The 17,197-nt window shown below is 69.4% G+C and carries 16 protein-coding genes; 3 read left to right on the forward strand and 13 right to left on the reverse strand.

The features are described from left to right. Positions 1 to 81 precede the first annotated feature (81 nt). From BLT97_RS05880 to BLT97_RS05940, 13 genes are all read right to left on the reverse strand, one after another. Positions 82 to 948: an alkaline phosphatase family protein gene (locus BLT97_RS05880; protein WP_093607530.1), complete on the reverse strand. Its 867-nt coding sequence runs from the start codon at positions 946 to 948 to the stop codon at positions 82 to 84. A gap of 126 nt (positions 949 to 1,074) precedes the next feature. After that, a complete protein-coding gene (locus BLT97_RS05885; protein ID WP_093607807.1) occupies positions 1,075 to 2,061 on the reverse strand; it encodes a hydroxyacid dehydrogenase in 987 nt (328 codons plus the stop codon). 56 nt (positions 2,062 to 2,117) lie between these two features. Continuing rightward, positions 2,118 to 3,062 carry a carbohydrate ABC transporter permease gene (locus tag BLT97_RS05890; RefSeq protein ID WP_093607531.1) on the reverse strand — a complete coding sequence of 315 codons (945 nt, stop codon included), beginning with the start codon at positions 3,060 to 3,062 and terminating at the stop codon, positions 2,118 to 2,120. Next, positions 3,059 to 3,907, reverse strand: coding sequence for a carbohydrate ABC transporter permease (locus BLT97_RS05895; protein ID WP_093607808.1), 849 nt, complete (start codon positions 3,905 to 3,907; stop codon positions 3,059 to 3,061). Before BLT97_RS05895 ends, BLT97_RS05890 begins: the two co-directional genes overlap by 4 nt. Before the next feature lie 165 nt (positions 3,908 to 4,072). Continuing rightward, positions 4,073 to 5,380 carry an ABC transporter substrate-binding protein gene (locus BLT97_RS05900; RefSeq protein ID WP_093607532.1) on the reverse strand — a complete coding sequence of 436 codons (1,308 nt, stop codon included), beginning with the start codon at positions 5,378 to 5,380 and terminating at the stop codon, positions 4,073 to 4,075. Positions 5,381 to 5,565: 185 nt separating this feature from the next. Beyond that, positions 5,566 to 6,705, reverse strand: a complete 1,140-nt coding sequence (locus tag BLT97_RS05905) for a substrate-binding domain-containing protein (protein WP_093607533.1) — start codon at positions 6,703 to 6,705, stop codon at positions 5,566 to 5,568. Positions 6,706 to 6,971: 266 nt separating this feature from the next. Next, positions 6,972 to 8,363: a nucleobase:cation symporter-2 family protein gene (locus tag BLT97_RS05910; protein ID WP_093607534.1), complete on the reverse strand. Its 1,392-nt coding sequence runs from the start codon at positions 8,361 to 8,363 to the stop codon at positions 6,972 to 6,974. A 395-nt stretch (positions 8,364 to 8,758) separates the two neighbouring features. Beyond that, on the reverse strand, positions 8,759 to 10,138 hold the full coding sequence (locus BLT97_RS05915; RefSeq protein ID WP_093607535.1) for an 8-oxoguanine deaminase: 1,380 nt from the start codon (positions 10,136 to 10,138) through the stop codon (positions 8,759 to 8,761). Positions 10,139 to 10,402: 264 nt separating this feature from the next. Next, positions 10,403 to 11,326, reverse strand: a complete 924-nt coding sequence (pucL, locus tag BLT97_RS05920) for a factor-independent urate hydroxylase (protein ID WP_093607536.1) — start codon at positions 11,324 to 11,326, stop codon at positions 10,403 to 10,405. Between the two features lie 5 nt (positions 11,327 to 11,331). After that, positions 11,332 to 11,733, reverse strand: a complete 402-nt coding sequence (gene uraH / locus BLT97_RS05925) for a hydroxyisourate hydrolase (protein ID WP_093607537.1) — start codon at positions 11,731 to 11,733, stop codon at positions 11,332 to 11,334. 2 nt (positions 11,734 to 11,735) lie between these two features. Further along, positions 11,736 to 12,248, reverse strand: a complete 513-nt coding sequence (gene uraD, locus BLT97_RS05930; protein WP_093607538.1) for a 2-oxo-4-hydroxy-4-carboxy-5-ureidoimidazoline decarboxylase — start codon at positions 12,246 to 12,248, stop codon at positions 11,736 to 11,738. Positions 12,249 to 12,476: 228 nt separating this feature from the next. After that, positions 12,477 to 12,854, reverse strand: coding sequence for a helix-turn-helix domain-containing protein (locus tag BLT97_RS05935; RefSeq protein WP_176953654.1), 378 nt, complete (start codon positions 12,852 to 12,854; stop codon positions 12,477 to 12,479). Further along, entirely contained in the window at positions 12,851 to 13,105 is a 255-nt protein-coding gene (locus tag BLT97_RS05940; RefSeq protein ID WP_093607539.1) for a YkoF family thiamine-binding protein, read from the reverse strand. The genes BLT97_RS05935 and BLT97_RS05940 overlap by 4 nt, the downstream gene beginning before the upstream one ends. A gap of 125 nt (positions 13,106 to 13,230) precedes the next feature. On the opposite strand from BLT97_RS05940, the gene BLT97_RS05945 reads away from it, so the two are divergent. The 3 genes from BLT97_RS05945 (at position 13,231) to BLT97_RS05955 (ending at position 16,765) form a co-directional block, all read left to right on the forward strand. Beyond that, on the forward strand, positions 13,231 to 14,070 hold the full coding sequence (locus tag BLT97_RS05945) for a TIM barrel protein (RefSeq protein ID WP_093607540.1): 840 nt from the start codon (positions 13,231 to 13,233) through the stop codon (positions 14,068 to 14,070). A gap of 103 nt (positions 14,071 to 14,173) precedes the next feature. Then, positions 14,174 to 15,064 carry a 2-hydroxy-3-oxopropionate reductase gene (locus tag BLT97_RS05950; RefSeq protein WP_093607541.1) on the forward strand — a complete coding sequence of 297 codons (891 nt, stop codon included), beginning with the start codon at positions 14,174 to 14,176 and terminating at the stop codon, positions 15,062 to 15,064. 249 nt (positions 15,065 to 15,313) lie between these two features. Next, on the forward strand, positions 15,314 to 16,765 hold the full coding sequence (locus BLT97_RS05955) for a catalase (protein WP_093607542.1): 1,452 nt from the start codon (positions 15,314 to 15,316) through the stop codon (positions 16,763 to 16,765). Positions 16,766 to 17,197: the final 432 nt, after the last annotated feature.

Genomic DNA, 17,197 nt, shown 5'->3' on the forward strand with positions numbered 1-17,197 from the left:
CTGTACCGCCGGGCGCCGGACGCCCCGCCCCCTCACCCCCGGCCTCTCAACTCTTCGACCAGGCCCGCCCGTCGAGCGACCTCAGCTCTTCGACCAGGCCCACCCGTCGAGCGTCGCGTGCGAGTCCACCGCGCGGCCCAGTGACGCGAACACCTGCGCCGCGACGTCCTCGTGGCGCAGCTCGCGCTCCGGCTCTCCCGGGGCGATCCCCGGGCCGCGGGCCGCGATCCACGCCGTGGTCTCCCGCGCGGACCGCCCGCCGTGTCCGCCCTCCGGCCGGTGCCCGTGGTCGGTGACCACGATGACGGTCCACTCCTCCTCGGCGTACGCGGCGCGGGCGCGCAGGGCGTCGAGCAGCCGGCCGAGGCGGGCGTCGGCGCGGGCCACCGCCTCCTCGTACGCTGCGCCGCAGCCGAGCAGATGACCGGTCTCGTCCACCGCGCCGAGGTAGACGAAGGAGGCCTCCGGGTCGTCCTCGGTCAGGACGCGCACGGCTTCGCGCGTGATCGCCTCGTCGGTGGCGTCCCAGGCCTCGACCGTGTCGGCGGGTGCGGCGATGTACGTCGTACGGGACGGGGTGCGGAAGAGCGGGCCGCCGTGCGCGACCGTGAGCAGCGGCTGCCAGCCCGCGGCGACATAGGTGTGCGCGCCGTGTTCGGCCGTCAGGCGGCTCGCGAAGTCGGGGAAGATGTGCAGCCGGTTGCCGGAGAAGTCGTTGCCCCACACCGCGTGCTTGTCGATCCGGACGCCGGTGGCGACGGTCGCCCAGCACGGGCCGGACATGGTGGGGGTGCCGGGGTCGATGGTGACGGGGGCGAGGAACCCCGCTTCGGCCACGGAGTCGAGGTGCGGGGTCGGCACGGCGGCCAGGGTGTCGAGCGTGACCCCGTCGATCCCGACGACCAGGACGCGGCGGCGGGGCTCGGCGGTGCTCTCTTCTGCGGACATACGGGTCCCTTCCGGGAGGGGCGGCAGAGGGGGATGCGGCTGAGCGGGGTGCGGCTGAGGTGTACGGCCGCGGCGGTGCGGGCAGAGGGGGTGCGGCCGCGGGAAGTGCCGGGGACCTCAGGGACCTCAGGCCGAGTGCGCCAGCGAGTCCGGGTCCACCCGGTGGTGGAACGGCAGCCCCGTCGCGTACCGCTGGATCTCGTCGATGGCGGCGTCCGCGAGCCGGTGCAGCTCGCCGCCGATGGAGCCCGCGAGGTGCGGAGTGAGCAGCACGTTCGGCAGCTCGTACAGGGGCGAGTCGGCGGGCAGGACCTCAGGCTCGGTGTGGTCGAGCACGGCGTGCAGCCGGCCGGCGCGCAGCTCCTTGGTGAGCGCGTCGGTGTCCACGAGGGAGCCGCGCGCGGTGTTGATCAGGGTCGCACCGTCCGGCATCAGGGAGAGCCGCGCGGCGTCGAACAGGTGCCGTGTGCCGGGCAGTTCGGGCGCGTGCAGCGAGACGACGTCGCTGCGCAGGCACAGCGCGTCCAGGTCCGAGAGCTCCACGCCGAGCGCGCGCGCCTCGTCCGCGCCGAGGTACGGGTCGTACATCAGCACGCGCAGGTCGAAGGGCTTCAGCAGCTCCGCGACCCGGCGGCCGATGCGGGATGCGCCCACGAGGCCCACCGTGCGCCGGTAGTTGCCGACGCCGGGGAACAGTGAGAGCAGCGAGACGTGCCGGCGGGATTCGCGGTAGGCGCGGGCGCCGTCCAGGACGCGTTTGTTGGCGAAGAGGATGGCGGCGAGGGTGTACTCGGCCACGGGCAGGGCGTTGGCGGAGGCGGCCGTGGTGACCACGATGCCGCGCTGCCAGCAGGCGTCGGTGATGTGGTGCTTGACGCTGCCGGCCGCGTGCACGACGGCCTTCAGGCGGGGCATACGCAGCAGGGCGTCGTGGTCCACGCGCGGGCAGCCCCAGCCGGTGAGCAGCACCTCGGCCTCGCGCAGCCGCCCCTGCACCCCGTCCCCTTCGCGGGAGAAGTCGGTCACGACCAGCGTCGGGTCGAGTTCGGCGACGCCTTCGAGGCGGCGGAGCGCGTCCGGTCCGAAGACGGCCGCCTTGGTCTCCTCGCTCATCGCGAGGACGGTGCGGGGCCGGGTCGCGGTGCGCTGGACCGGGGTGGTGGCTGTGGTCACTTGACGGCTCCCGCGGTCAGGCCCGAGCGCCAGAAGCGCTGGAGGCCGAGGAAGGCGAGGATCAGCGGGACGACGGCGACGAGCGCACCGATGATCACCAGGGGGTAGAGCTCGGGCTGCTGGTAGACGTTCTTCATCCAGGCGTACAGGCCGAGGTTGACCGGGTAGAGCTGCTCGTCGCTGAGCATCATCAGGGCGCCGTAGAAGTTGTTCCAGGAGGCTGTGAACGAGAACAGGAAGATGGTCATGAAGCCCGGTGCGAGCATCGGCAGGGACACCGAGCGGAAGGTGCGCAGTTCGCCGGCGCCGTCCATGCGGGCGGCCTCGAGGACCTCGCCGGGGACGTAGCCCTCGGAGAAGACGCGGGCGAGGTAGACACCGAAGGGGTTGACCAGGCTGGGCACGAGCACGGCCCAGTAGGTGTTGGTGAGGCCGACCTCGGAGAACAGCAGGTACAGCGGGAGCGTGGTGACCGTGGCGGGCACGAGGATGCCGACCAGGATCAGGCCGAACAGCTTCTCCTTGCCGCGGAACCGGTACTTGTCGAAGGCGTAGCCGCAGGCCACCGAGATGAGCGTGGACAGGAGCGAGCCGACGACGGTGTAGAGCACCGTGTTGCCGAGCCAGCGGGCGTAGATGCCGTCGTTGTACGCGAACAGGGCCTGGAGGTTGGCGACGAGGTTGAGGTCGCCGAGCGCGAACGGGTTGGTGGCGAACAGGTCCCGGTAGTTCTTGGTGGAGGCGATGACCAGCCAGGTCAGCGGCATCAGGGTGTAGAGCGCGAAGACGACGAGGACGGCGTGGACGGCGGCCTTTGAGGTGAACTGCCGTGGACGGCGGGCGCGTTGTCCCCTGGCCGGCGCGTATGCCCGCTTGCGGGCCGCGGGGATCTCGGCGGCCTGCGGCGTGCGGGCCGCGCGGGGTGTGGTGTGCGTACTCATGCGGCCTTCCAGCGGTTGCCGAGCTTGGTGACGACGTAGGAGAGGACACCGGCGACGACGGCCAGCAGCAGCGAGGCGGCCGCGGCCTGTCCGTAGTCACGGTTCTCGAAGGCCTGCGCGAAGATGTACATGGTCGGCGACCAGTCGGTGCCGAGTTCGGCGGCGCGCAGCTGGATCAGCTTGGGTGCGTCGAAGAGCTGGATGGCGCCGACGATGGTGAAGAGCAGGGTGAGCACGACCGTGGAGCGGATCATCGGGATCTTCACCTGGAGTGCGGTGCGCCAGGCGCCCGCGCCGTCCACCGTGGCGGCCTCCAGGGTCTCGCGCGGGATGGCCTGCAGACCCGCGTAGAAAATGATCATGTTGTAGCCGATCCACTGCCACGCCGAGACGTTGACGATGGAGAAGAACGCCTCGTCCTTGCCGAAGAAGTTCCAGTCGGAGCCGAGCGTGGCGAGGGTGTCGGTGAGCGGGCTGAGGCCCGGGGTGTAGAGGTACAGCCAGATCAGCGAGGCGATCAGGCCGGGCACGGCGTGCGGCAGGTAGTACGCGATCTGGAAGAAGCGCTTGGCGCGGGTGAGGGCGCTGTCCACGAGCAGGGCCAGGCCGAGCGCGGCCCCGATCATCACCGGGATGTAGACCGCGCAGTAGAGCGCGATGTGGCCGAAGGAGGCGAGGAAGCGCTCGTCGGCGAGGGTCTCGGTGAAGTTGCCGAGGCCCACGAACAGCCGCTCGGTGCCGCCGAATCCGAGGCCGGAGGACTGCTCGCGATACAGGCTCATGTAGGCCGCGTAGCCGATCGGGGCCAGGGTCACGAGCGCGAACAGGACGAAGAACGGAACCATGAACAGGGCGGCTGCGCCCCGTTCGTTGCGCCGGTTCCCGCCGGCACGGGCCGCCGGTGTGCGGCTCTTGGCTGGGGTGGTGAGCGGTACGGCCACCGGTGGGCTCCTTGGGTTCGTGGTACGCCGCGGCGGCTGCCGCCCGGCGGGCGGCAGCCCCTTCGGCCGTTACTCCGCGAGCTTGAGACCGCGGTCCTTGATCGCCTTCTCGGCGGCCGCCTGGCCCAGGTCGAGCGCCTTGGTGTGGTCGGCACCGGAGGTGCCCTGGGCGGAGACGACGGCGCCGTTCACCGGGCCCCAGGTCCAGCCGGGCACGATGGAGTCGGCGGCCTGGCCGGCGAGGGCGTACACGTCCTGGCCGTTGAAGTACGAGGTGTCGAACTCCTTGGCCGCGACGGCGCGCATCTCCTCGTTGGCGGGGAGCGCGCTGGACGGGGTCTTCTGGGACTTGATCCGGGCGGTCATCGCCTCGGGGTTCGTGGTGACCCACTCGATGAACTCGGCCGCGGCCTCGGTGTCGCTGCCCTTGGGCGCGATGAACGAGGTGCCGCCGTACATGCCGGTGGCCGGCTTGCCGTCCCAGGTCGGGACCGGGGCGACGGCCCACTTGCCCTTGGCGTCGGGGTAGCTGACGGGGAAGCTGCCCGCGCTCCAGGCCGCGCCGATGATGGTGGCGGTCTTGCCGGTGGCGCGCTCCTTCTGCTCGCCCTCGCCCCACAGCGGGGTCTTGGAGGCGAGTCCGTCCTTGAGGAGGTCGTCCCAGTACGTGGCCACCTTCTTGGAGGCGGCGTCGGTCATGTCGACCTTCCAGGCGTCGCCCGAGGTGCCGTACCACTTGGCGCCGGCCTGCCAGGACAGGCCCGCGAGGAGCGCCGGGTCGCCGCCGCCGAAGTTGGTGATCTTCACCGAGGGGTCGGCCTTGGTGATCTTCTCGGCGGCCGCGCGGTACTCGTCCCAGGTCTTGGGGACCGCGACCTTGTGCTTCTCGAAGATGTCCTTGCGGTAGAACATCTCGATCGGCGTGACGTCGAAGGGCACGGCCCAGGTCTTGCCGCCCAGGTTGACCAGGGAGTTGATGTTCTCCGGGAACTTCTCCTTTACCAGGGCGCCCGAGGCGCCGGACAGGTCCTCGAGGCTTCCGGCGCTGGCGAACTCGGGGAGCATCGAGTAGTCCATCGTGGCCACGTCCGGCGCGTTGCCGGCCTTGATGGCGTTGGTCAGCTTCTGCACGCCCTCCGGCCCCGACGGGACGAGACCGAACGTGACCTTGATGTCCTTCTGGCTCTTGTTGAAGGCGTCGACGGTCTCCTTGGCGCCGGCGGTGGCCGACCAGTAGGTGATCTCGACCGGCTTGCCGCCGTCGGACCCCGCCTTGCCCGAGTCCCTGTCGTCACCGCCGCAGGCGGTGGCGAACAGGGACAGGGAGGCGATCGATGCAGTCAGGGCTATGCGGGCGGTACGGGAAGTGCGCGACATGGCACGGCTCCTACGAGACCTCGAACTGCGATACGGCAGGGCTCAACTGCCTTGCGCAGCTACGGAAAGAACTGCTGAGGAAGGGCTGAACAGGAGCCATCATTTGGGTCCGACCGATCACCGTCAAGAGCGAACGACCAACTCAATCGAAACGATCGGCAAGTTGAGCGTCCGATCGCCCGACTTCAGCCCTTCCCCCCCGCTTCGTCCTCCGACGAGGCGCGCTCCAGCCGGGAGCCGCACGAGGCCCGCACCCTCAACTCGGGCAGCAGGTCGATGTGTTGGCGGGGCCCGGGGTCGGCCCCGGGGTCCGCGGTGAGCCGGGCGAGCAGCAGCTCGGCGGCGCGTGCGCCCACCTCGCGCTTGGCCGGCCCGACCGCCGTCAGCGGCTGGTCGGCGAGGCCTGCCACCTCGTCGTCGTACGCGACCACGGCCAGGTCCTCGGGGACGCGGATGCCGCGCGCCTGCAACCGCGGGATCAAGGTGAGGGCGTCGGTGTCGCTGTGGATGAGCGCGGCCGTGACCCCGTGGTCGTCGATCAGCTCGCAGAGATAGCCGAAAGCGCGGTCGAAGTGCTCGCCGTGGTGGAGCGCGGATTCCTGCTCGAACGGCAGGTCGGGCAGCCGGTCGAGGCCGAGCGCTTCGACCGCCGCCGCGTGCCCGAACTTCAGATGGCGGGCCGTCGGCGAGTTCCGCAGCACGAGCCCGACCGATCGGTGGCCGAGCGAGACGAGATGGCGCACGGCCTCGGCGGCTCCGTGTCCGTGGTCGGAGCGGACCCGGTCGAGGGCCGCGGCGGGGTGCCCGTGCGGGGCCCAGCGCTCCATCAGGACGGTGGGCACGCCGAAGTCGGCCACCCAGGCGCCCTCGGTCCCGCGCGGGGCGCCCTCGTCCCAGGTCGGTGTGATCAGGAGGCCGTCGACGCCCGCCGCGATCAGCCGCTTCGCCTGCTCGACGTCCTCGCCTGGCAGGTAGTTGGTGATGCCGATGGTGATCCGCGCGCCGTGCGCCTCCACCACCTCCCGTACGCCGCGCACCACTTCGGGGTAGTAATAGTTGTTCGTCGGCACGACCAGGCCGATCACCAGGCCCTCGGCGTCGGCCGCGGCGGCCTGCCGGGGGGCCTGCTCGGCGGCGCCGCCCGGCCAGACCACCGCCCCGTGCATCCGCTGGATCTTGCCCTGTGCGGCGAGCGTCTCGACGTCGCGACGCAGGGTCACCGGGGAGACCCCGAGTGCCTGGGCGAGTTCGGCCACGCGGATGCTGCCGCGCTCACGGACGAGTTCGAGCACGCGTTCATGGCGCTGGTCTACGTGGAGTCGCATCGGTTCCCCCTGAGTTGCGGCCGGGCAGGACGACGTAAGCGTATCGATCGCTTCCGATCAAAACGATCCCCCAGGGCAAGATCGCACCAACTGCTGCCGGACTACTGCCGTCCCGTTTGCCCGTCGGCCGCCCGGTTCCTCCCGTATGGACCCAAAACGCCGTGGCGGCCGGGCACTTGAGAAGTGCCCGGCCGCCACGGCCGTACTGAGGTGCGGGCGTACGCCCTGGTCAGCCCCGCGCCAGTGCGCGGAGCCCGGAGCCTGCGCTAGTGCGCCGAGGCCGGAGCCCGCGTCTCCGAGAGGGTCTCGCCCGCCTCCATGGGGTGGGCCACCTCGGCGGCGTCCCGGCGTTCCTTGCCGGTGTGGTTGAAGACGAGGTTGAGCAGGACGGCCGCCACACAGCCGGTGGAGATGCCCGAGTCCAGGATGATCATCGCGGTCTCGGGGAACGCGTGGTAGAACTCCGGGGCCGCGATCGGGATCAGGCCGACGGCCAGCGCTACGGCCACGATGAGGATGTTGTTGTCCTTCTCCAGGCCGGCCTTGGCGAGCGTCTGGATACCGGAGGCCGCGACGGAACCGAAGAGGACCACGCCCGCACCGCCGAGCACCGGCCGGGGCACGGTGGCGATCAGGGAGGCCGCCACCGGCATCAGACCGATCAGGATCAGGAAGCCGCCGCCCACCGCGACCACGAACCGCGAGCGGATCTTCGTCATCGCGACCAGGCCGACGTTCTGCGCGAACGCGCTGCACATGAAGCCGTTGAACAGCGGGGAGATCGCGGAGCCGAGGGTGTCGGCGCGCAGACCGGCGGCGATGGTCTTCTCGTCGGCCGGCTTCTCGACGATCTGGCCGAGCGCGAGCATGTCCGCGGTGGACTCGGTCATCGACACGATCATGACGACCACCATCGACACGATGGCCGCTGCGGCGAACTGCGGGGCGCCGAAGTGGAACGGTGTCGGGAAGCCGATGATGTCCGCCTCACCGATGGCACTGAAGTCGGTGACGCCGAAGGGGATCGCGATGACGGTGCCGACGACGAGGCCGAGCAGGACGGCGATCTGCTTGACGAACCCGCTGGTGAAGCGGCGTATGAGCAGCACGATGACCAGGGATATGCCCGCGAGGGCCAGGTACTTGGTCGAACCGTAGTCGTCCGCCGCGGGGTTGGGCCCCTGCGCCCAGCCGAACGCGACGGGCATCAGCGAGACGCCGATCAGAGTGATCACGGTGCCGGTGACGACCGGCGGGAAGAAGCGGACCAGCTTCGAGAAGAACGGGGCGGCCAGGAAGCCGAGCAGACCCGCGACGATGATCGCGCCGAAAATGATCGGCAGCGCGTCGTCCTTGTCCTTCGTCTGGTCGACGATGGCCAGCATCGGCGCGACACCGGCGAAGGTCACGCCGTTGACGAACGGCAGCCGGGCGCCGACCTTCCAGAAGCCGAGCGTCTGGAGCAGGGTGGCGATTCCCGCAGTGAAGAGGGAGGCGCCGGTCAGGAAGGTGAGCTCCTTCGCGGAGAGCCCGACGGCGGCTCCCACGATGAGCGGCGGGGCGACGACGCCCGCGTACATAGCGGCTACGTGCTGCAAGCCGCTCGTCATCATCTTGAGAGGCGGAAGCTTCTCGTCGACCGGGTGCTTTTCGGGCATCTGGTCGCGGACGCTTTCGTCCTCTGGCACGGCGACTGCTTTGCGAACCCTGGGCGTTGCTGCCACGGCGGTTCCTCCGGTCGGTTAACGCGTCGCCAGCGACGCGGGTGTCTTGGAGGTCGTACAGATGGTGCAAACGTGCAAGTGGTGCAGAGGTGCAGGTGGTGCTGTTCGTACGCGCTATGAAGTTGTCGGGCAGCGATGTGCGGTCGCCTTGCCACGAGGGGTTCGGACGGTCACCGATCCGGTGGGCGCGGACGCATGGGCCTCCGCGCCCACCGGTGTCGGCTGCCGTGGACCCCGCTCGGGTCCACGGCGACCGGTCGAGGGCCGTCCCCCCCGACCGGACTCCTTGGGCCGGCCGCTCCGCCGCGGCGGAGTGCCGGCGTGCCGGGTCAGGCCCCGGCGGCGATCCGCGCCAGGCGCTGGGCCTCGGCGCGGGTGTCACGGGCGATGGCGTCCTCGTCGACCGTCAGGAGACGGTTGTTCTCGACGATCTGCTTGCCGTTGACGAAGGAGGCGGAGACGGGGGCTGCGGCACCGAAGACCAGCGCGGTCACCGGGTCGGCGATGGAGGAGTGGGCGAGGGTGTCCATCTTCCAGAGCACGAAGTCGGCGAGCTTGCCGGCCTCGAGCGAACCGATCTGGGAGGCGCGGCCGAGGACCTGCGCGCCGCCGAAGGTGCCCAGGCGCAGGGCCTGGCGGGCGTTGAGGGCCGCCTCGCGGTGCTCGGCGTTGAGGCGGTTGATGAGCAGCGCGTTGCGCAGCTCGGTGTGCAGCTCACCGGACTCGTTGGAGGCGGTGCCGTCCACACCGAGGCCGACCGGGACGCCGGCCTTCAGCATGTCCGGGACGCGGGCGATACCGGCGGCCAGACGGGCGTTGGAGGACGGGCAGTGCGCGACACCGGTCTTCGTACGGGCGAAGGCGGCGATGTCGGAGTCGTTCATGTGGACGCAGTGCGCCATCCACACGTCCTCGCCGAGCCAGCCGGTGGACTCGAAGTAGTCGGTCGGGCCCATGCCGAAGAGCTCGTGGCAGAACTTCTCCTCCTCCACGGTCTCCGAGCCGTGCGTGTGCATCCGTACGCCGAGCGAGCGCGCCAACTCGGCGCCCTGCTTGAGCAGTTCGGTGGAGACGGAGAACGGGGAGCACGGCGCGACGGCGACCTGGGTCATGGCGTCGAAGGAGGCGTCGTGGTGCTTCTTGACGGTCTCGGCGGTGGCGGCGAGCGCACCGTCGAGGGTCTCGACCGCGAAGTCCGGCGGCAGGCCGCCGTCCTTCTCGGAGCGGTCCATCGAGCCGCGCGCCAGGGTGAAGCGGACACCCATGTCGCGGGCGGCGCCGATGATCGCGCCGGAGAGGTCGCCGGAGCCCTGCGGGAAGACGTAGTGGTGGTCCATCGCGGTGGTGACACCGCCGCGGGCCATCATCGCGAGGGAGCCCTGCGCGGCGGCGCGGGCCATCGGCTCGTCGATGCGCGCCCACGTCGGGTAGAGGGCGACGAGCCAGTTGAAGAGGTTGTGATCGGTGGCCAGTCCGCGGGTGATCCACTGGTAGAAGTGGTGGTGCGTGTTGACCAGACCCGGGGTGACCAGGTGACCCGTGGCGTCGATACGACGGACCACGTTCTCGAGACCCTCGGGAGCCTTGCCGGCACCCACGGACTCGATCTTGTTGTCGGCGACGACGATGTAACCCGAGGCGTACTCGGTGTCGTTCGCGTCCACGGTCGCGATGGCACAGTTTTCGATAACGATGCGCGAAGCCGCCATGGCGGATCCTCGTTCTTCCTCTTCGGATGTACGAACCCGGGGGCCGAGCGGGGTGACGACCGAGTCCGTGGTGCACGTGCAAACGCCTCATCGCGTCTGCCCGTTGCGGGTGTTGCGCAGATGCCCCCGCTCCCCTCCTGGCCCCCGGGCCGGTTCCTTGTCGGAGGATCCGGCCCGGGAGAGACGCCGGCGCACTCGCGTCGGAGGTTGTCGAGGCTCCTCAGGGCTCTTGCGGGCCCCGGGGTTCGAGTCCCTTGCGGGGGCTCAGAGGTTGGTCATGTCCACGGGGATCTGCGGCTCGACACCATCGCGCAGGATGGTGGCCTCGATCAGGCCGTACGGGCGGTCGGCCGCGAAGTAGACCTCGTTGTCGTTCTTGAGACCGAACGGCTCGAGGTCGACGAGGAAGTGGTGCTTGTTCGGAAGCGAGAAGCGGACCTCGTCGATCTCCGCGCGGTTGTTGATGATGCGCGAGCCCATCTGGTACAGCGTCTGCTGCAGCGAGAGGGAGTACGTCTCGGCGAAGGCCTCGAGCATGTGCTTCTTGACCTGCTCGTACGAACGCTCCCAGTTGGGCATCCGCTGCTCGTCGTCGGTCCAGTTGAACCGCCAGCGGCCGGAGACCTGCGTGGCCAGGATGCGGTCGTACGCCTCCTGGAGCGTCGTGTACTTGTCCTTGATGTAGCCCCAGAACTCCGAGTTGGTGGAGTTCATGACGACCAGGTCCTTCAGACCCGAGATGACCTGCCACTCGGAGCCGTTGTACGTGATCTCGGTGACGCGGGTCTCCTGGCCCTTGCGGACGAAGGAGTGCTTGACGTCCTCGGAGCCGATGAACTTCGAGTTGGACTCGGAGGTCTCGATGCGCTCCCAGGCGTACTCCTCGATGCGGATCCGCGCCTGGTGGATCGGGTCCTGCGAGTTCACGAAGTGACGCGCCAGGTGGATGCCGAACTGCTCGGCCGACTCGATGCCGTACTCCTTGGCGAACGCGTACACCGTGTTCTTGGTGGTGTCGGTCGGCAGGACGTTGGCGTTGGAGCCGGTCAGGTGGACGTCGTCCATCTCGCCCGAGAGGGCCACCGAGACGTTGAGGTCCTTGATGTGGTGGGTGGCGCCTTCCCGCGTGATCTTGACGACGCGGTTCTCCGCCTTGCCGTACTGGTTCTGTCCCAGAATCGTGGGCATGTCTGCTAGCTCCCTCGGTAAACGGAGTAGCCGAACGGGTTGAGCAGCAGCGGTACGTGGTAGTGCTCGCCCGGCACGACGGCGAACGTGATCGCCACCTCCGGGAAGAACGCACCGCTGTCCCGATTCGCGGGGGCGTCCTGCTGGCTTTCGGCTTGCTGGTTTGCGGACTTCTTGACGAAGTACGCCTCGGTCTCGAAGTCGAGGCGCACGTGGGTGGTGCCCTCCGGCAGCGCCGGCAGGTCCTTGCAGCGCCCGTCCGCATCGGTGGCCGAGCCGCCGAGAGCCACCCAGTCCGCGTCGGAACCGGCGCGGGCCGCGAGCGAGATGGCGACGCCTTCGGCGGGGCGTCCGATGCTGGTGTCGAGGATGTGGGTCGACACCGATGCGGTCGTGTCAGTGCTCATTGCTACTCAGCTGCTTCCTCTACGAGGCGGGTCAGGCGGATCCGGTTGATCTTGCCCAGTTCGGTGCGGACGATCTCCCGCTCCGTCTCGGCGTCGTTCTCGATCCGGATCTTGAGCTGGCCGAGCATGAACTCGGCCGTGGCGCCGGTCGCGCAGATGAGGAAGACGTGGCCGAACTTCTCCTGGTAGGCCAGGTTCAGCTCGAGCAGTTCCGCCTTGAGCTCCTCGGAGGCGCCGGCCATGCCGCGCTGTTCGCGGGCGGAGGTCGGGTCTCCCGGCTTCGGGCGGCCGATCGGCGGGTGCCCCGCCATGGCCTCCTCCAGGTCCGCCGCGGTGAGCTCGGCCATGGCGGCGTCGCTTGCGGCGAAGAGGGAGTCGGCGTCGGCGTAGGGGCGCTGGGCGAGAACCTTGCTGCCCCAGGCCGAAGAGCTGCACACCTCGTGGAGTTCCGCGGCGGCCGCGGTCTCGTCCGAGGTGTTGAACCGGGTGAGTCCCGGTGTCGTACGCGAAGTCACGGGAAAGCCTCCGTGGCTCGAGTGGTCCCAGGGGCCCTGGTGGAAGCAAGGGTCTTTGGTCCGTGTGCTGGACGGGCTGGGGATTAGCTAAGACCCTCGGCAACACTGCGTCAACACTTTGTTGAAAGGAATTGAACAAAGAAACCCCTGCCTGAAGATCCAGGCAGGGGCTCTTGTGGGTTCGTGCGGGCGGTACGCCGCGAGCTTGGTGCGTTCTGCGGGTACGCACTACTCGCTTTTCGTGGTGTTGTCCCTGTTGAGGTAGTTGTACACCGTGAAGCGGGAGACGCCTATCGCGCTCGCCACGGTCTCCACGCCGTGCCGTACGGCGAAGGCGCCCCGCGCTTCCAGCAGGCGTACGACTTCCTGCTTGGACTTGCGGTCGAGCTCCGCCAGGGGCTTGCCGTGCTTGCGCTCCAGGGCCGCCAGGATGTGGTCGAGGGAGTCCGCGAGCTGCGGCAGGCGCACGGCGAGCAGGTCCTCGCCCTCCCAGGCGAGGACGACGTCGTCGTCACCGGCTTCGGCCGGCGCGATGACGCGGCCCCCCATCGCGTCCACCAGCGGTTTCACCGCGGTGACGAACGGGTGGTCTCTGGGCTCGGTCACTTCTGGCCCCCCTCGCCGATGACGTTGACCTGGAGGGAGACCCGGGTCGCTCCCGCGGCCAGGGCCTTGCGCAGCAGGTCGTCGACCGCGGCGAGGACCGGCTCGGCGCCGCCCTCGGCGGTGTTGCCGAAGGGCCCGACGTCGACCGCGTCCAGTTCGGCGGCCTCGATGACCTCGCGGGCGGCCACGGCATGGGCCGGGGCCTCGTCGAGGTCGAAGGGCTCGGTCGTGAACTCCACTCTCAATCGCACGCCGCCAACCTATCCACCCTCCCGGGATTTACGGGAGCCCCCACTTGACAGGTGACCAGGGCCTTAGGCACTCTTCCGTCAAGTAGAAAGTAACTTCCGCGATACGGAAGGAGCGCCTACCCCTCATGGGATTCACGGACCAGCGCTTCACTGTCAACTCGTCGATCCTCTTCTCGGAGCTGCCGCTCCTTGAGCGCCCGGCCGCCGTCGCCGCGGCGGGCTTCACCGCGCTGGAGCTGTGGTGGCCCTGGGTCGACACCGCCACCCCGGAGCAGGCCGAGCTCGACGCCCTCAAGAAGGCGATCGAGGATGCCGGCCTCCAGCTCACGGGCCTGAACTTCTACGCCGGCCAGCTGCCCGGCCCCGACCGCGGTGCCCTCTCCGTACCCGGTGAGGAGTCGGACCGGTTCCGCGCCAACCTCAAGGTCGCGGCCGACTTCGCCCAGTCGCTCGGCTGCAAGGCGCTCAACGCGCTGTACGGCAACCGCGTCGAGGGCGTGGACCCGGCAGAGCAGGACAAGCTCGCCCTGGAGAACCTGGTGCTCGCGGCCAAGGAGGCCGACCGCATCGGTGCGATCCTCCTGATCGAGACCCTCAACAAGCCGGAGTCCCCGCTCTACCCGCTGGTGACCGCGCCGGCCGGGGTCGAGATCGTGGACAAGGTCAATGAGGCCACCGGTCTCGGCAACGCCAAGTTCCTCATGGACCTGTACCACCTGGCCATGAACGACGAGGACCTGCCGGCGGTCATCGAGGCCTACGCCGACAAGACCGGCCACGTGCAGATCGCCGACAAGCCGGGCCGTGGCGCCCCGGGCACCGGCGAGCTCCCCCTCGAGGACCTGCTCGACCAGCTGAAGAAGGCCGGTTACGAGGGCTACGTGGGCCTGGAGTACAAGGCCGGCGACAAGCCGAGCGCCGAGTCCTTCGGCTGGCTGCCCGCCGAGGCCCGCGCCGCCCGCTGACCCCTGACGCCCGCGTCACCGCCCGCTGTGCGGGCGGGCGGTACCGCAGGGCGACACGTCAACTCATCGACGTACCAAAGCTTTTGAGAAAGGCACCATCATCATGAGCAACCTCCCGAAGATCGCGTGGATCGGCCTCGGCATCATGGGCTCCCCCATGGCCGAGAACCTGATCAAGGCCGGTTACTCCGTCACCGGTTACACCCTGGAGCAGGACAAGCTCGACCGTCTCGCGGCCAACGGCGGCACCGCCGCCGGCTCGATCGCCGAGGCCGTCAAGGACGCCGATGTCGTCATCACGATGGTGCCCGCGTCCCCGCAGGTCGAGGCCATCGCGTACGGCCCCGAGGGCATCCTGGAGAACGCCAAGTCCGGCGCGCTCCTGATCGACATGTCCTCGATCACCCCGCAGACCTCCGTCGACCTGGCCAAGGCCGCCAAGGAGAAGGGCATCCGCGTCCTGGACGCCCCCGTCTCCGGTGGTGAGGCCGGCGCCATCGAGGCCGTCCTGTCCATCATGGTCGGCGGCGAGCAGGCCGACTTCGACGAGGCCAAGCCGGTGTTCGAGGCCCTCGGCAAGACCATCGTGCTGTGCGGTCCGCACGGCTCGGGCCAGACGGTGAAGGCCGCCAACCAGCTGATCGTCGCGGTCAACATCCAGGCCTGCGCCGAGGCCGTGGTCTTCCTGGAGAAGTCCGGCGTGGACCTCAAGGCCGCGCTCGACGTGCTCAACGGCGGCCTGGCCGGCTCGACCGTCCTGACGCGGAAGAAGGACAACTTCCTCAACCGCGACTTCAAGCCGGGCTTCCGCATCGACCTGCACCACAAGGACATGGGCATCGTCACCGACGCCGCCCGCAACGTGGGTGCCTCGCTGCCGGTCGGCGCCGTGGTCGCCCAGCTCGTCGCCTCCCTGCGTGCGCAGGGCGACGGTGGCCTGGACCACTCGGCCCTGCTGCGCGCCGTCGAGCGCCTCTCCGGCTCGCAGGTCTGAGCCCTCGTCCGCTGAACGGCGGACGTCCTGAACCCCGGTCGGTGGCGGCGCTGACACCTGTCCTGTCGCGCCCAGGCGCCGCCGCCGGCCGGAACACCGTCGGAACAGCCAGGCGGAACCCCAGACTTCAGTTTCAACAAACTGTTGACGTCAGGTTCACGGCGTACATACGCTCCTGAAACCGCCTGTGAACCAGCTGACGTAGCAGCAGTTGCCGCAGTCCTCGAAGCTTTTGTACGGAAGGTCACGATGTCGAAGCGCGTGCTTACGACCGAGTCCGGCGCCCCGGTCGCCGACAACCAGAACTCCGCCACCGCCGGCGTCGGTGGCCCGATCCTGCTGCAGGACCAGCACCTGCTCGAGAAGCTCGCCCGCTTCAACCGGGAGCGCATCCCGGAGCGTGTCGTGCACGCCCGCGGCTCCGGCGCCTACGGCCACTTCGAGGTCACCGACGACGTGTCGGCGTACACCTCGGCCGCCTTCCTCTCCGAGGTCGGCAAGAAGACCGAGCTCTTCCTGCGCTTCTCGACCGTGGCCGACAGCCTCGGCGGTGCGGACGCCGTCCGTGACCCGCGCGGCTTCGCGGTGAAGTTCTACACCGAAGAGGGCAACTACGACCTCGTCGGCAACAACACCCCGGTGTTCTTCATCAAGGACCCGATCAAGTTCCCCGACTTCATCCACTCCCAGAAGCGCGACCCCTTCACGGGCAAGCAGGAGCCGGACAACGTCTGGGACTTCTGGGCGCACTCCCCCGAGGCCACGCACCAGGTGACCTGGCTGATGGGCGACCGCGGCATCCCGGCCTCGTACCGCCACATGAACGGCTACGGCTCCCACACCTACCAGTGGACCAACGCCCAGGGTGAGGCCTTCTTCGTCAAGTACCACTTCAAGACGAACCAGGGCATCCGCTCCCTGTCCGCCGAGCAGGCCGCCGAGATCGTCGGCAAGGACGGCAACTCGCACCAGACCGACCTGCTCCAGGCCATCGAGCGCGGCGTGTACCCCTCGTGGACGCTGTACGTGCAGATCATGCCCGCGGCCGAGGCGGCGGACTACCGCTTCAACCCGTTCGACCTCACCAAGGTGTGGCCGCACAGCGACTACCCGCTGCAGCGCGTGGGCCGCCTGGTCCTGGACCGCAACCCCGACAACGTCTTCGCCGAGGTCGAGCAGGCCGCGTTCTCCCCGAACAACTTCGTTCCGGGTATCGGCCCCTCCCCCGACAAGATGCTCCAGGGCCGTCTGTTCGCCTACGCGGACGCGCACCGCTACCGCCTGGGTGTCAACCACACCCTGCTGCCGGTCAACGCCCCCAAGGCGACGGTCGCGAACAACTACGGCCGCGACGGCTTCATGGCCGCCAACGCCCAGGGCCGCGTGAAGAACTACGAGCCGAACTCCTTCGACGGCCCGGTCGAGACCGGCCAGCCGCTGTCGGCCCCGCTCGCGGTGAACGGCTACACGGGCACGCACGCCGCCCCGCAGCACGCCAAGGACGACGACTTCTTCCAGGCCGGCGAGCTGTACCGGCTGATGTCGGAGGAGGAGAAGCAGCGTCTGGTCGCCAACATCGCCGGCGGTCTGTCGCAGGTCTCCCGCGACGACATCATCGAGAAGAACATCGCGCACTTCGCCGCCGCCGACGCGGACTACGGCAAGCGCGTGGAGGAAGCGGTCCGCGCCCTGCGCGACTGACGCTTCCCGCCGAAGCCGTGCCCGGGGTGACGGGAGGTCATCCCCGGGCACCGGCCCGGACCGCCTGCCCGGATGAGGGGTGGCAGGCGGCACGGGCGTCCACCCTCGGTGGACGGCTCCGCCCTTGCGGCGGACAGATGGAGACCGCGGCGGCGTGCGAGCCAGTGCGGTGGTGAAGGTCCTACGGCACGTCTCTCGACCTGAGGGAGACGGCATCGGGGATCATCGCACCCGCCGCGGTCCCCTTCGGCCCCGGGCCCCCGCAGGCCCGCATGACTCCGTCCGGCGGCGTGAACGTCCTGTCGCGCCAGCCTTACGCCGTCGGACGGCAACAACTCCTCAGCCAGAGCGCCGAGTACGGACGGTCCCGTACTCGGCGCTCTCTTTTGCCGTGCCGGCCTCGCACCGCTTCGCGGGCTTCGACCGCCTGCG

The organism is Streptomyces indicus (assembly GCF_900100315.1).
Taxonomy (GTDB): Bacteria; Actinomycetota; Actinomycetes; order Streptomycetales; family Streptomycetaceae; genus Streptomyces; species Streptomyces indicus.